The following is a 14192-nucleotide window of genomic DNA, read 5'->3' as shown; positions in this document are numbered from 1 at the left end:
CCCATATCATAAATGAAAGATATGGCCACAAATTGCTATTTTATTTTTATGGAAAAGCGGCTGATGATGGGAAAAACCCATCCGGAAGCCCCAGCATGCACGCATTCGACACCCGCCAGCTCGCCGCCATCGCCCAGCAATACGGCGCGCCGCTGTGGATCTACCACGCCGACACCATACGCCGGCGCATCGCCGAACTCTCGCACTTCGATACCATACGCTATGCGCAGAAAGCCAACTCCAACACCCACATCCTGCGCCTGATGCGCGAACAGGGCGTGAAAGTGGACGCGGTGTCGCTGGGCGAGATCGAACGCGCGCTGGCCGCCGGCTATCAGGGCGGCGCGCAAGCCGACATCGTCTTCACCGCCGATGTGCTGGACCGCGCCACGCTGGCGCGGGTGGCGGAGCTTGGCATTCCGGTCAACGCCGGCTCGATAGACATGCTGAGCCAGCTGGGCGCGGCCTCCCCCGGCCACCCGGTATGGCTGCGCATCAATCCCGGCTTCGGCCACGGCCACAGCCAGAAAACCAATACCGGCGGCGAAAACAGCAAGCACGGCATCTGGCACGCCGATCTGGAGCTGGCGCTGGCGGAGATTCGCCGCCACCGGCTGCAACTGGTCGGCATCCACATGCACATCGGCTCCGGCGTCGACTACGGCCACCTGCAGCGGGTATGCGGCGCGATGGTGGAGCTGGTGCAGCGGCTGGATTGCGACATCGAGGCCATTTCGGCCGGCGGCGGCCTGTCCATCCCCTACCGCGACGGCGACGCCCGCATCGACGCCGATCATTACTTCGAGCTGTGGGACGAGGCGCGCCGCCAGATAGCCGACCGGCTCGGCCATCCGCTGCGGCTGGAAATCGAACCCGGCCGTTTTCTGGTAGCAGAATCCGGGGTGTTGCTCAGCGAGGTACGCGCGGTAAAAAACATGGGCAGCCGCCGCTTCGTGCTGGTGGATGCCGGCTTCAACGACCTGATGCGGCCGTCGCTTTATGGCAGCTACCACCACATCACCGTCCTCGATGCGCAGGGCGCGGCGAAATCCGGCAGCGTCGACACCGTGGTCGCCGGCCCGCTGTGCGAATCGGGCGATGTGTTCACCCAGCGCGAGGGCGGCACCGTGGAAGCCCGGCCGCTGCCGCCGGCCGCGGTCGGCGACCTGCTGCTGTTCCATGACGCCGGCGCCTACGGCGCGACGATGTCCTCCAACTACAACAGTCGGCCGCTGCTGGCCGAAGTGCTGGTGGATGGCGGCGCGGTGCGCCAGATCCGCCGCCGCCAGACCATGGCCGAGCTGCTGGCGCTGGAAGCCTGAGCCGCCGCCGGCAAACGTGAAAAAGCCGGGCAATGCCCGGCTTTTCGCGCATCCCGCCTGGATGGAAGACTCAGTTCTTCAGTTCCATCTTGTTGATCACGAACTTGACGCCCGGAATCTGCTCGGCGATCTGGCCGGCGCGGAACATCTGCTGGTCGTCGCTCATTTGGCCTTCGATCGTCACTTCGCTCTTGTTGCTGCTCACTTTCAGGCCCAGCGCCTTCAGTTCGGCATCGCTATCCAGCGCCTGCTTGACGGAGGCGGCCAGCTCGGCGTCGGTCGGCGCGGCAACCGCAACGGCGCCTTCGGCATAAGCCTGAGTGGCGAAGGCGCCCGAAAAGGCCAGTGCGGCCAACAGCAGGGTTTGGCTTGCAAAACGTTTCATCATTTTCTCCAGATTTCTCGCGACAAATGCCGGCTGGCGCAATTCCCATCCGGCGCACCACACGGAACGGCTCCATGTTAGCGATGAAACTTTTCCGTTTTGTTGCAGCTCAATGACACTGAGCTGACTGCGGCATTCCAGCGACACGCTGCGCGACCCGCAGGTTACAATCCATCCCATTCATCAAGAGAAGGCCGCCCGGCCAGTAGGCATGACCCATATCCTGTCCCCGAAACGCTGGCCGCTATGGCTGGCCTTGCTGCTTCTCGCCGGTTGCGGCACCACTACGCCGACCGGCAGCCTCCCCTCCCTCCCTAGCGCCGGCGGCGGCGACGCCAGCAGCCTGGCCGCCCTGCCCGCCTGGAACACCCAGACGCTGGGCGACACGCTGCAAGGCCTGCGGCAAAGCTGCAAGAGCCTGCAGAAAAAACCGGCTTGGCGCGGCGTGTGCCGCGAAGCCGGCCAGTTGGCCGACAACGATGGCGACGCGGTGCGCCGCTTCTTCGAAAACCGCTTCACCGCCTGGAAGCTGCGCGACGGCAGCCGCGACAGCGGCCTGATCACCGGCTATTACGAGCCGCTGCTCAGCGGCAGCCGCACCCGCTCCGAGCGCACGCCGTGGCCGGTATACGGCGTGCCGCGCGACATGGTCAGCGTCGACGTGCCGATGAGCCAGCGCAACCGCGGCGCGCTGCGGGCCAGGCAAATCGGCCCGAACCGCCTGGCGCTGGCCGCCGGCGGCGATATCGAAGTCAACCCGGCTGATTTCCCGGCCGATCCGCGCGGCATCCGCCTGAAGGGCCGCTTGTCCGGCTCGCGCCTGCTGCCCTACTTCACCCGCGGCCAGATCAATCAGGGCAGCATCGCCGGCAGCGCGCCGGTGCTGGCCTGGGTGGAAGACCCGGTGGAGCTGTTCTTCCTGCAAGTGCAAGGCTCCGGCCGCATCCAGCTGGACGACGGCAGCTTCATCCACGTCGGCTTCGCCGACCAAAACGGCTATCCCTACCAGTCGATAGGCAAATGGCTGGTCGACCAGCGCCAGCTGACGCTCTCCGACGCGTCGATGCAAGGCATCAAGGACTGGCTCGCGCGCAATCCGCAACGCCGCGACGAGCTGTTCGCGGTGAATCCCAGCTACATCTTCTTCAAGACCACCCCGGGCGACAACGGCGGGCCGGTCGGCGCGCTGGGCGTGCCGCTGACCGGCGGCTACAGCATCGCGGTCGACCCCCGCTACATCCCGCTGGGCGCGCCGATCTATCTGTCCACCACCTGGCCGCACTCCGCCGAACCGCTGGTGCGGCTGGTCCACGCTCAGGACACCGGCAGCGCCATCAAGGGCGCGTTGCGCGCCGACCTGTTCTGGGGCTACGGCACCGAGGCTGGCATGTACGCCGGGCGGATGAAGCAGCAAGGCAGCTTGTGGCTGCTGCTGCCCAAGGGCCTGTCGCCGTCGGCGACGCTGTAAACGAGCGCGGGGGCCGCCCGCCCCCGCGTTTTCCTTCCGGCCCCAAGCGCAAGCCGCCCAGCCGGATCCGCACGCATTCGATGCTGGGCATCCGCCGCGCTCAGCCCTCCACCTGTTCGCCGATGCGGCCCAGCCGCTGCAGCCTGGCATTGATCGCGCCGCGGCTGCGGCCATGGTCGGCCGCGATCTGCTTCAGCGGCAAGCCGGAATCGAAAGCCTGCAGCAACTGGGTCTCCTCCAGCTCCGACCAGGGGTGGCCGGCATGGTCTGGCGGCGCGCGCCGCGCCCGACCATCCATCATTTCCAGCGCCCGCGCCGCCAGAAACAAGGCCCGGATCACTTCGGGCTGATCAAACACCGCCAGCGGCGGCAAGGGTTGGCCGCCATCCGGATCGACTCCATTGGCGAGGGCTTCGATTATGCTGCGGGCTTCGGTTGGCGACATGCGCGGGCTCCCGGAAAACGCGATGGCGAGGCGAATGCTGGCGAAACAACCGCAAAATCATAGCAGCGCGAAGCCACCCGGCCGCCTGTCAGTTCAACCACTCCTCAGCGCCGGCAAGCGGCCACCACCGCCTGGCTCACCGCGCCGCTGTCCACGTCTTCCAGCCAAGCCGCCACGCCGCTGAACTCCGGCCTCTGGCCGGCGGCGAACGCCAAATGCCTGCTGAGCGCGGCATGGCCGCCGCCATCCAGCGCGAACGGCCCCCACAGGCCGCGCACCACTGCATCATGCCGCAGCAGGCTGCCGCGGTTCTCCCCCGCCTCCACCCAGCTTTGCAGGCCATTCTCAAACAGTGCCAGCATCAGCCTCTGCCCCGTTTTCACCGGCGTTTGCGCGCGCAGCGTCACATCCACCCCATCCGCGAACGTCCGGCTATCCAGCTGCAGCGTCGCGCCAGACGCGCTCTGCGGCAAGGCCTGCGCCAGCTCGCCATCGCCGCCGGGCCGCCAATCGCGGCCGTTGAGCAAGAACTGCGGCGTGTAAACCACCGCGCCGCCCGCCTGGGCGGCATGCCGGCGCTGACGCTCGGAATAAGCGGCGCTGGCGAAGCGGTCGCGCCAGCCCAAGCCGTCCCAGTAATCGACATGAAAGGCCAGCGCCAGCGCCTGCCGCCCATCGACAAAGGCCGGCGGCAGGGCCGACAGCCAGCGCTCGGCCGGCGGGCAGCTGCTGCAGCCTTCCGAGGTATACAGCTCCAACAGGGAAACCTGGCGCGCGGGGCCGGACTCGCCATGCGCCCGGCACGGCGGCGAAGCGGCCGGCGCGGCCCACGCTGCGGCGGACAGGCAGCAGGCGATGAATATGCGGATCATGCGGCGCTCCCGGCGACAATACGCTTGTTAGTCGGGCGGACTTGCGCGGCCTTACAGGCAAAGCGGCATCCGCTCCGCTCGCGGCCGGCCTCCTCGCCGGCGCGCAACGCAGCGCCGGAAGCCCGCCGCATGGAATGCGGGAAACGCAAGCGCGGAGCTTCGCCGAAATCCGCAGGCGGCAGGATGCAATGCCATTCCATCAAGACAGCGGCAGACTAATCTAGATAAGACAAAATCCGCTTCATGCTTTTTGAAAAGCCGCACGCATCCACAGGCCGGGAATGAAAAAACAATCGGAACCGTCGCTTGCCGCGAGAATAGGGAACGGAAAAGAAACTAAAGAAAATCGCAGCGAGAAAACAAATTGGAAAGGAAAAAACGACCCGCGCCATTCAAAAATTGATGTCCACGCCAGCGGCTGGCGGATAAACCCGACATGACGGCTCAATTGATAGCGCCCGCATGCCGCAAACAGCGGCCAGGGTCATTCGGCGGCGGGTTTCGGCCCTCATTAGCTGCGCAAAGCCCGCAAACCAGGAAAATCACCCGCTTTGAAGCCACAGCCGCCGCTATTCGCCGCCTAGGCTTACCGCCGGAAATGCGAAACGGCTTACGGAATAAACCGTAAGCCGCCGTATTATTTGGTGGCCCCCCCGAGAGTCGAACTCAGCACCAACGGATTATGAGTCCTAAATTCAAACCATATCCAGGCGGTGACATGTGTTGACAAAATCAACATAACCAATTGCTTTAAAAGTAAAAAATACAACCCATCACAAAAAAAATAGATGATAAGAATTGACCCAAAGGCACTCAACAGCCCTACAATAAAGCATGTAGGGCATATCATGGCACGCGTTCCACTAACCATCAATCGAATCGAAAAGCTTTCTTGGTCTGTCCCATTCCCCGTGGACACTAACTTAAGGTGGATAATCCCCACCAAGGAGCAGTGTTCATGATCAAGACCAGACGTACTTTCCCGGAGGCCCTCAAGCGCGAAGCGGTTGAGCAGGTACTTGCCGGCACCCCGTTACGGCATGTTGCCCAAGCCTTCGACATTACCGAGTCGCTGCTGGGCAAGTGGAAGCGTCAACTCCAAGACGCAGGACCCGATGCCTTCCCTGGCCGAGGCAAACAGACCGGTGAAGCCGCCGAGCTCAAGCGACTGCGGGATGAACTGGCCCGCGTTACCATGGAGCGCGATGTCCTAAAAAAGGCGCTCGCCATCTTCTCGCAACCCATGAAGTGAAATTCCGCGCGATTCAGGCGCTGTCGGACCGCTACCCGGTAGCCCCGATGTGCCAACTGTTTCGTGTGTCCCGCAGTGGCTACTATGCGTGGCTACACCGCCCACCTTCGGCGCGAGAGATGGCGAACCGACAACTACTACGTGAAATCCGGCTGGTGCATGCCGAGGTCAATGGTATTTATGGCCATCGGCGTATTCATGCCGAACTTCTTGCACAGGGCTTCGCCTGCGGGCGGCATCGCATCGCGGGCCTGATGCGGCGAAACGGTATCAGGGTTAGAACTCGTAAACATTGTCGACCCGTCAGTGGTGGTCAACACCTTCTACCCGTGGCGCCTAATCTGCTGCAGCGACAATTTGCTGCTGGTGGCGACATCAATCAGCGTTGGGTGTCGGATATGACCTATATCCGGACCGGTGAAGGGTGGCTGTACCTGGCGGTGGTGCTCGACTTGTACTCCCGGGCGATAGTGGGCTGGGCCATGCATCATCGAATGCAGCAAGAACTGGTGCATGCTGCCCTGACGATGGCAGTGGCGCGCCGCCAGCCTTCAGGAGAGGTGATTCTGCATTCGGACCGCGGGAGTCAGTACTGTGCCTTTGACTACCAGGCATTGCTGAAACGGCACGGAATGGTACCGAGCCACTCCCGCACCGGGAACTGCTGGGATAATGCAGCGATGGAGAGCTTCTTCCGTTCATTGAAGTCGGAACGTGTTTATCTGACCCACTACCGGAGCTACGAGGAGGCGCGTACGGATGTGTTTGATTACATCCGCTTTTACAATCACCAACGACGTCATTCAACCCTGGGGTATCTGACCCCGGTTGAATTCGAACGCCGCCGTTCAGAGCTTAGTGCTTAACCCTCTGTCCATGGAGAGTGGGACAGACCATCCTGGGGATGGCAGGCAGGCGCGGAATCCTATGGCTATGTAGTATTTCTGATGAATCAGAAAGCCGTCCGCTATCTGAAAAAGTCCATGGGTTGGGAAATCGGCACCGGCCCCAGCGTAGTCGTGGTTGATGCCGGCAAGGCGAAAAACTTGAGCTCGACGACATTGCGCAACGACGCCTATGCCTTCATCTTCGACCAGGAAGGCCTGATGGCCAGCCTGAGCATAGAAGGCACCAAGATTTCGCTCATCAAGCGTTAAGCCCAGCCCATCCCAATTTGATGCCGCCTTGTCGTACCATCGGCACAGCTAAAGGCGACGCTCCTACTCTAGAAACCATGGGGCGCCAGGCCAAATGATTTGGCATGTGCACTCCAACGCACAGACCGCTACCCATCCTTGCCTCACGCTCCGCAGTACTGAACTCTGTTCCATCGCAGGCGCTCAACCTTGAAGCCGAGTACGAATCACGCGTGAAGGAGTCTCCCATGCCCAGATACCACATCAAAACCGAACGCAACACCGCGGGACATTTTGTTGGCTGGTCTGTCCACAATGCCCAGCATCCTCCGCCTTCGCATATCTATCCCTTGTACGAGATGGCGGAGTCTGAAGCCATGCGGCTGGAAAGGGAGAGCAATGGGCAAGAGGCTGCCGTCACGCCGTCGCTATCTACCATCGCCCCCCTCCTGCATCGCCGCTGATGGGAGTGACTGCAAAGCTTCCTTGTGATCTCCGACGCAGACGAACGCGGCCAACAGGCAGATGAGCATAGAATGGACTTGACGGTTCAAGAGAGGAAAAACTGCAATTGCAGCGGATAGATCAAGCCTTGCAACGCATACGCGACGGCAGTTACGGCTACTGCGCAGTCAGCGGCGAGCCCATCGGAATAGACCGCCTTCAGGCTCAGCCCACCGCTACGCTATCGCGCGCTGCCCAGGAAAAACTGGAAGCCCGGCAAAAACAGAGCTAGTTATTCTGCTATGGCAGGGGCCCGGACAGGCGTTGATACTCCTTCTTCACCACTTCGTAGCATTCGCAGGTGCGCTGCTCCAGCCCAAAACGATCGAGAATGGTGATATGCCCCCGCACATAGCGGATCAAACCGGCCTTCTGCAACTTCAGGGCGGCTTCGGTCACGCCCTCGCGGCGGACGCCCAGCATATTGGCGATCAACTCCTGGGTCATGACCAACTCGTCCCCGGCCAAGCGATCCAGGCTCAACAGCAGCCAGCGGCACAATTGCTGATCCAGCGAATGGTGGCGATTGCAGACCGCGGTTTGTCCCATCTGGGTGATCAAGGCCTGGGTATAGCGCAGCAGCAAATGCATCATCGGCCCCGCGCGATTGAACTCGTCTTTCAAGGCCTGCGCTTTCAAGCGATAGCCATAGCCAGCGCTTTGCACCACGGCACGACTGGGCGTGGTCTCCCCCCCCATGAACAGGGCGATGCCGACAATCCCCTCCCAGCCCACCACCGCGATTTCCGCCGAAGCCCCATCCTCCATCACATACAGCAGCGACACGATGGCTGTCGTTGGAAAGTAAACATGGCTCAGCGCGCAGTCCGGCTCGTACAGCACCTTGCCCAAGGGCATTTCTACCGGCTCCAGATGCGGGCGCAGCCGCAACCACTCGGACTCCGGCAGTCCGGCCAGCAAACCATTCCGCCTAGGATTATCGTCGATGGTCATCATCACTCCCGAGTGAGCACGCACTGGGCCGGCTCGCATGAATCGGCAATTATCCAGCATATGCAATACCGTTAATATTTACTATGGCTGCCAATCACTGCGCGCTATGTATGACAGCGTACAGATCAATCGCGGGAAAAGCGCCAATTCTCAAGAACTGTCACAAGCTGTTTACGATCCGTTTCCGTCTGCGGCCGGTGTCTGCCGGATGGAACGCGCCGCCTGGAGCATCGCCATGAACTCCATCACCTTACCACCTTGTTCCTACCAGGCGCGCTGGCCAATTCCCAGGGCTATCTAGCGCCGGCCATTGTGCTATGGGTGGCCGCCGCCATCGTGTCGCAATCCTTACGCATGGCCAATACCTGGCAAAAGTGTGTGGTGTTGCGCGCCGGCAAACTGCGCGGAGTCAGCGGACCAGGGCTGTTCCTGATCATCCCGGTGGTAGACAACGTGGTGGCAACCATAGACGAAAGAATCCAGACCACCACCTTCAATGCCGAACAGGCCTTGACCCGCGACACGGTGCCAGTGAACCTGGATGCCATCATCTTCTGGCATGTCCACGACACGCAAAAGGCGGCGCTGGCCATCACCGATTATCGCCAGGCGATAGACCGCGTGGCGCAGACCTCGCTGCGACGAAATGACAGGCTCGTCGATGCTGGGCGTGCTGCTGAGCGACCGCCACAGCACCGACCAGGAACTGTGCCGCAAGGTAGGCGAAAAGACGACGGAATGGGGCATTACGGTGCACTCAGTGGAAAGCCGCGACGTCGCCATACCAGTGGTGCGGCAGGACTCGATGTCGCGTCAGGCGCAGGCCGAACGAGAAAAGCAGGCCCGCATCATCTTGGGGTCCGCCGAAGCCGAAATCGCCAACAAGTTCGTCGAGGCGGCCAATGTCTATGCCGACCACCCGGCCGCGCTGCAATTGCGGGCAATGAACATCATCTACGAAACCACCAAGGAGCGCGGCACCACCATTCTGATCCCGAGCACCATTGTGGACAGCCTGAATCCAATGGTCGCCGCTGGCACAAGCCGCGCCTCCAGGCGACAGGCCACGCCCCACGCCTCCGCCAACCACGCCAACCCGGTCGAATCCACCGCATTGAAATAAAGTCCGGTATTTGAAACGCTGCTTGATAGACCACATCGACCACCCACTAATTATTCCTGATCGGAATTCGGTGCCGCCTCGCGCAATATAATCGCCGGAAATAGGACAACCCACGCGAGGCGCTGCACAAAAACGCTACCCGGCCGGCCCATTCTTCGCATTCAGCATACTGCTAGTATCCAACCTCTTCAGATCAATATCTGCTTAGTCATCCCCCAATCGACGTCACCAACCTGATTTTCCACTATGTACGTTATCGAACAGACCATCCAAAAACCGAATGCCAATCTACAGATTCTTAATGGCTGCCTGGAGATCATGCGATGAAAAACGATATGCAATTACAACAGGATGTAATAGCGGAACTTAATTGGGACCCATCTATCAATGCCACCCATGTAGGCGTATCTGCTAGTGATGGCGCGGTAACGCTAACCGGACATGTCAGCAGTTATGCCGAAAAATGGGCAGCGGAGCGCGCGGCGCTGCGCGTAGCCGGCGTCAAAGCGCTGGCCATTGAAATGGATGTCCAATTACCGAATGCAGACCGGCGTGACGATGCCGATATATCCCGATCAGTCGCCAATCTACTGCAACAAATGGCTGAAATACCTAAAGAAGGTTTGCAAGTCATGGTGGAAAAGGGTTGGGTCACGCTATCTGGAACGGTGGAATGGGATTATCAGCGCCAAATCGCTACACGGATGGTACGACATTTACTGGGTGTCACCGGCGTGAGCGACAATATCGCCATCCGCCCCAAACTATCCATGAACGAGGTGAAGGGTGGTGTGGAAAATGCGCTTCGCCGCCGGGCCATAGCCGATATGGACAGCATTTCCGTAACCATTCAGGGAGCAGATGTGATTCTGAATGGTTCAGTGCATAGCTGGTCTGAACGCGAATTAGCCGATCATGCCGCCTGGGGCATGCCGGGCGTACATCAGGTGATCAATAGAATCAAGGTAGTAATCTAGATCAATATGACAAAGGCATTTTAAATCATGCATCCTTAAAGGAAATATCATGAGCTCAGCACAATCCCCAGTTTATGTTTACAACACCCATCAAGAAGCGGAGGATGCCATCCGCCTGCTAAGCAAAGGTGGTTTCGACGTAAAAAAACTATCTGTCATTGGGAAAGGCTACCACAGCGAGGAAAACCCGGTCGGTTTTTATACCGTAGGCGACAAAATGAAAGCCTGGGGAGGCATAGGCGCATTTTGGGGTGGTTTATGGGGATTACTGCTTGCTCCCGCGGTTTTCTTTTTGCCTGGCGTGGGAATGGTTGCCATGGCCGGCCCGGTTGTTGCAGCACTGGTCGGTGCCCTGGAAGGCGCGGCGATTGTGGGCGGGGTATCCGCATTAGGCGCTGCGCTGACCCGAGTTGGCATTAACGCCGAACAGGCAGTGAAATACGAAACCGCGCTGAAAGCCGATAAATATGTGCTGGTGATACACGGTGGAGAAGCCGACGTTGCCAAAGCGCATGCCATTCTAGATATTTCGACGGGATGGAAAGAAGCCTAATTCGAGTAGCACCATACAGCTACCGCGCTATCGGAATCTCAACACCCATTTAGAGCCGATAACAAAATTTCTCAATAACCCGTAAGCAAATCAGGGAGCAAGCTAGCTGTTGCATCCCAGACGATTTACTGAGTAAACGCCTCTGGAAACTTACCCTGGCCCGCGAGGGTTTGGGTAAGCTCCTGGAAACGTTCAAGGCCCAGACAAGATGATCGTCAAACTGCTCAAACAAGCCCATCCGTCAGGAAATTCGGCAAGCAACCGGCACTCTGGCCGAACTAGCCGCTCGCTACAACGTCACCATGGACACCATCCGAAAATGGAAGAGCCGCGACAGCGTCGAGGATCGTTCCTACACAGCGCACCGCTGCAGCCCCCCCTGACGCCAGCCCAGGAACGCATCGCCGTCAAACTTGCAACCCAAAAGCAAAACGACTTACAGCTCTTGCTGTAAGTCGTTGTTTTATTTGGTGGCCCCCCCGAGAGTCGAACTCGGCACCAACGGATTATGAGTCCATACCAACAGGCAACTTTGCCTCACAATGCATAACTTTACAAAGGCTTAGTCACTATCATCTAACTTTAGAGCTTCATCAGCTGACAATAGCGTTGATCCTTCGTTGTACTTTTTGTCCCACTCCTCGCTTCCCCACTCCATCCCAACTGGCGCGGCATCAAGCCATTCTCGCTCTTCCTGAGTAAGCGGCGGATAGTACACATCTACTCGTTTTCTATTGGGCATTGTCGGCTCCCCGAGCATAAGACCGTGGGGCTTTGCCCCACACCCCACAAACGACCGCGTTTGATCCTCGCGGGCTGGGGTGAATACCCCAGCCCCTTATTCAGCGTATCCTGCTTGCGCTTGTCAAGGGCAAGACAAGTGGCCTGCGGCCACCCTTGACAAGAGAATGACATCAACTCAATCCAAAGCAATTCAAATTCTGGCACGCCAAAAAAATCTAAACTTCAAAGTATTTACTAAGCAACGTTTGAAAAGGATAGGATTTAATCATATCTTGCATATCAGATCTAATCATAGAAAAATCATCGCAATTTTCGACGAGGTACTGATAGATTTCTTTTAACGCATTAATCGAGTCAAATCTATCTTTCAAAAGACCAGGATCATTATTTAAGTTAAACGCCTTTAGCGTTTCATCCACCCTCTCCTTATCTAAAAGACCAATACCACTCCGAGGAATTATCCTCCCCTGCTCATCAATATTTACATAATCAACAAAGTAATCCACATCCGGCTTTATAAGCTTTTCTGGATTATATTTTGGAGATTTTGGACCATCCTTATACTGACCGCAGCGAGTATTTTCCTTGCAGGATCCAAACAAATTACTCCAATCAAAAGTTAGCTTCGGATATGTTTTTTTATCTTTGAAATGTTCAATTTGCTGCTTTGAAGAAGAAACTTTAGATTCACAATAGGCACAATAATCCCCTTGCATTACATTCAACACTTGCCGGATATCCGCCTTATCTTGAGGCGAAACGCTACCCCAATTATCTCTACCATGCTTATATTTAGACAAGCAAACTGGAGCCAATGGACGAACTAGCTTCTTCATATAAACTCACTTATTTTCTTTACTTATTCTTCTTTTTATTTCATTAAATTTTATATCTGCCAACAATTTAATCACCACAGGGTGATCATTACCAAAATGGCTCTGCAAATGATTGCGCAAATACTGAGCACGCTCATCATCCTCACTATTTTCAGATAGCTTCTGGTAAAACTCTTCTAGCATCGCAGTTTCTTCAATCTCGGGGGAGGAGGATGTAGACATGATATGAGCTAAAATATCTACACTACCGACACCCTTAGTTTGCCACGTTACTGGCTGAACAACTGGATCACCTTCTGAATTCAACACAATCTGCCGGATAGAATTTTTATCGACAGTCGAAAGTACTTGAGGACTATGCGTCGTGATAATAAATTGAATTTTAGGGAATATACTTCTAAGCTTGAGAATAATATGTTGCTGCCAGCGAGGATGCAAATGCATTTCTATCTCATCAATGATAACAATACCTTTCCCATCCAGAGGATTCTCTCGATTAGGATTTAGCATTATCATTCGCCTAGACAAATCAGCCACTATCAAAAATATTGATTTTTGCCCATCAGAAAGCTGATTAAAGGAAACCTCTCTATTTTCTATTTTTATAGCAAACCCTGCTCTTTTTAGATCCACAAAAACATCTTGCACCTCAGGAAGCGCAGCTTTCAAGGCTTTTTTTACAATATTAATATATTCTTCAGCTTGATTATTACCTAATGCCAGATTTTTAAGTTCTGGCACTGAATTCTTATAGAGCGCCCAAAGAGGACTATCCTCCGCAACCAATCCACTTTCCACAAGTCTTTTAATCTCATCACCAATCGATCCATCAATAGTGACAAGACTGTTTTCTGCTGAAGGCGGCTTCACACCTTCACCTGCAAAAAAAATAAACCATTTAGAGAAGCTTGATATATCCCCCTCACCACCTAAGCAATCTTTGTATGCATAGAGTCGCGAAGATGGATTGGCATTAACAACTACGCCCAAATTCGAATCGACCTTTGACTTTGATCTGATGGTCGAATAGTAAGCAAAGACTGGCAGATTTATCTGAAAATGCGAGTTAGTGATTCGATACAAGTCAGCAAGTTCTCTAATCTCCTCCAAATTACTATCCTGCTTCTCCTCTGCACCAAGAACAGCTCTTTTTAATGCTGAACTATAATAATTATTTCTTTCCAGCACAAAATCAGCACCAACCTCAGCATATCTCGCGCTATCATTTTTAATATCCAGAAGCGATATTCTCTGGGCGGCCTTACCTTCTTTCTCAATCGTTGATGGAATCCACGAAATTATTTTCGCCATTCCATCCACAATAGATGTTTTACCAACGCCATTATCCCCGATAATAACCGTAAGATATTCATCAAAATTCAATTCAAAATGAGAAAATCGCCTAAAATCAAAAAAACGCATCTTATGTAAAAATAAACGGGCATCGTTTTGCTCAAGAATTTTTTCAAATTCTATAATTAGCTCTTCTGCATGATCATCTCCAGCAATAATTTGATTCTTGTATGAACGATATAATTTGGGGATATAGTTTTTTCTCTTTTTGCTTACTTGAATCGATTTTTCTACTTTTATTGATTTAATTCCTTTTTCTGACACAACA

At 56.2% G+C, this 14192-nt stretch carries 16 protein-coding genes, 1 tRNA gene and 2 pseudogenes; 11 read left to right on the top strand and 8 right to left on the bottom strand.

The window, feature by feature from the left end:
* Positions 1–95 precede the first annotated feature (95 nt).
* The gene (lysA, locus tag U6115_RS05630; RefSeq protein WP_043576702.1) at positions 96–1322 is read left to right on the top strand and encodes a diaminopimelate decarboxylase; all 1227 of its coding nucleotides are present in this window, start codon (positions 96–98) and stop codon (positions 1320–1322) included.
* 70 nt (positions 1323–1392) lie between these two features.
* On the opposite strand, the gene U6115_RS05625 is transcribed toward lysA, so the two are convergent.
* Positions 1393–1707 (bottom strand): BON domain-containing protein, encoded by a 315-nt coding sequence (locus tag U6115_RS05625; protein WP_052258111.1) that lies wholly within the window; start codon positions 1705–1707, stop codon positions 1393–1395.
* Positions 1708–1918: 211 nt separating this feature from the next.
* On the opposite strand from U6115_RS05625, the gene mltA reads away from it, so the two are divergent.
* Positions 1919–3175: a murein transglycosylase A gene (gene mltA / locus U6115_RS05620; protein WP_043576706.1), complete on the top strand. Its 1257-nt coding sequence runs from the start codon at positions 1919–1921 to the stop codon at positions 3173–3175.
* A 100-nt stretch (positions 3176–3275) separates the two neighbouring features.
* Here the strand turns inward: mltA and U6115_RS05615 are convergent, their stop codons facing one another.
* The 3 genes from U6115_RS05615 to U6115_RS05605 all read right to left on the bottom strand — a co-directional run bounded on the left by U6115_RS05615 (position 3276) and on the right by U6115_RS05605 (position 4940).
* Positions 3276–3620, bottom strand: coding sequence for a hypothetical protein (locus U6115_RS05615; RefSeq protein ID WP_043576707.1), 345 nt, complete (start codon positions 3618–3620; stop codon positions 3276–3278).
* Positions 3621–3724: 104 nt separating this feature from the next.
* Complete coding sequence (locus U6115_RS05610; protein ID WP_043576709.1) at positions 3725–4492, bottom strand: DUF1223 domain-containing protein; 768 nt, start codon at positions 4490–4492, stop codon at positions 3725–3727.
* Positions 4493–4733: 241 nt separating this feature from the next.
* The gene (locus U6115_RS05605; protein WP_146008361.1) at positions 4734–4940 is read right to left on the bottom strand and encodes a hypothetical protein; all 207 of its coding nucleotides are present in this window, start codon (positions 4938–4940) and stop codon (positions 4734–4736) included.
* 510 nt (positions 4941–5450) lie between these two features.
* Between U6115_RS05605 and U6115_RS05600 the strand changes: the two genes are divergently transcribed.
* From U6115_RS05600 to U6115_RS05580, 5 genes and pseudogenes are all read left to right on the top strand, one after another.
* A complete protein-coding gene (locus U6115_RS05600; protein ID WP_043580908.1) occupies positions 5451–5744 on the top strand; it encodes a transposase in 294 nt (97 codons plus the stop codon).
* Complete coding sequence (locus U6115_RS05595) at positions 5741–6610, top strand: IS3 family transposase (RefSeq protein ID WP_101527469.1); 870 nt, start codon at positions 5741–5743, stop codon at positions 6608–6610. Before U6115_RS05600 ends, U6115_RS05595 begins: the two co-directional genes overlap by 4 nt.
* 39 nt (positions 6611–6649) lie before the next feature.
* Positions 6650–6901: pseudogene (locus U6115_RS05590) on the top strand (YSC84-related protein); the annotation flags it as partial.
* Between the two features lie 227 nt (positions 6902–7128).
* Positions 7129–7344: a hypothetical protein gene (locus U6115_RS05585; RefSeq protein WP_059184195.1), complete on the top strand. Its 216-nt coding sequence runs from the start codon at positions 7129–7131 to the stop codon at positions 7342–7344.
* A gap of 107 nt (positions 7345–7451) precedes the next feature.
* Positions 7452–7616 carry a TraR/DksA family transcriptional regulator gene (locus tag U6115_RS05580; RefSeq protein WP_309137400.1) on the top strand — a complete coding sequence of 55 codons (165 nt, stop codon included), beginning with the start codon at positions 7452–7454 and terminating at the stop codon, positions 7614–7616.
* A gap of 8 nt (positions 7617–7624) precedes the next feature.
* On the opposite strand, the gene U6115_RS05575 is transcribed toward U6115_RS05580, so the two are convergent.
* Positions 7625–8341, bottom strand: a complete 717-nt coding sequence (locus U6115_RS05575) for a Crp/Fnr family transcriptional regulator (RefSeq protein ID WP_258239169.1) — start codon at positions 8339–8341, stop codon at positions 7625–7627.
* Between the two features lie 351 nt (positions 8342–8692).
* Between U6115_RS05575 and U6115_RS22775 the strand changes: the two are divergent.
* The 4 genes and pseudogenes from U6115_RS22775 to U6115_RS05555 all read left to right on the top strand — a co-directional run.
* A pseudogene (locus U6115_RS22775) lies at positions 8693–8923 on the top strand (SPFH domain-containing protein); the annotation flags it as partial.
* Between the two features lie 76 nt (positions 8924–8999).
* Positions 9000–9461: an SPFH domain-containing protein gene (locus U6115_RS05565; protein WP_230623462.1), complete on the top strand. Its 462-nt coding sequence runs from the start codon at positions 9000–9002 to the stop codon at positions 9459–9461.
* A 323-nt stretch (positions 9462–9784) separates the two neighbouring features.
* On the top strand, positions 9785–10438 hold the full coding sequence (locus tag U6115_RS05560) for a BON domain-containing protein (protein WP_043581282.1): 654 nt from the start codon (positions 9785–9787) through the stop codon (positions 10436–10438).
* A 49-nt stretch (positions 10439–10487) separates the two neighbouring features.
* Positions 10488–10991: a DUF1269 domain-containing protein gene (locus tag U6115_RS05555; RefSeq protein ID WP_043581279.1), complete on the top strand. Its 504-nt coding sequence runs from the start codon at positions 10488–10490 to the stop codon at positions 10989–10991.
* Between the two features lie 468 nt (positions 10992–11459).
* On the opposite strand, the gene U6115_RS05545 is transcribed toward U6115_RS05555, so the two are convergent.
* From U6115_RS05545 to U6115_RS05535, 3 genes are all read right to left on the bottom strand, one after another.
* Positions 11460–11528, bottom strand: a tRNA-Ile gene (locus tag U6115_RS05545).
* Positions 11529–11950: 422 nt separating this feature from the next.
* Positions 11951–12571: a retron Ec78 anti-phage system effector HNH endonuclease PtuB gene (gene ptuB, locus U6115_RS05540; protein ID WP_080770373.1), complete on the bottom strand. Its 621-nt coding sequence runs from the start codon at positions 12569–12571 to the stop codon at positions 11951–11953.
* 6 nt (positions 12572–12577) lie between these two features.
* Complete coding sequence (locus U6115_RS05535; RefSeq protein ID WP_146008362.1) at positions 12578–14188, bottom strand: AAA family ATPase; 1611 nt, start codon at positions 14186–14188, stop codon at positions 12578–12580.
* Positions 14189–14192 lie beyond the last annotated feature (4 nt).

This window comes from Chromobacterium subtsugae (assembly GCF_035919665.1).
GTDB lineage: Bacteria > Pseudomonadota > Gammaproteobacteria > Burkholderiales > Chromobacteriaceae > Chromobacterium > Chromobacterium subtsugae.
This window is presented reverse-complemented; position numbering and strand designations above follow the sequence as displayed.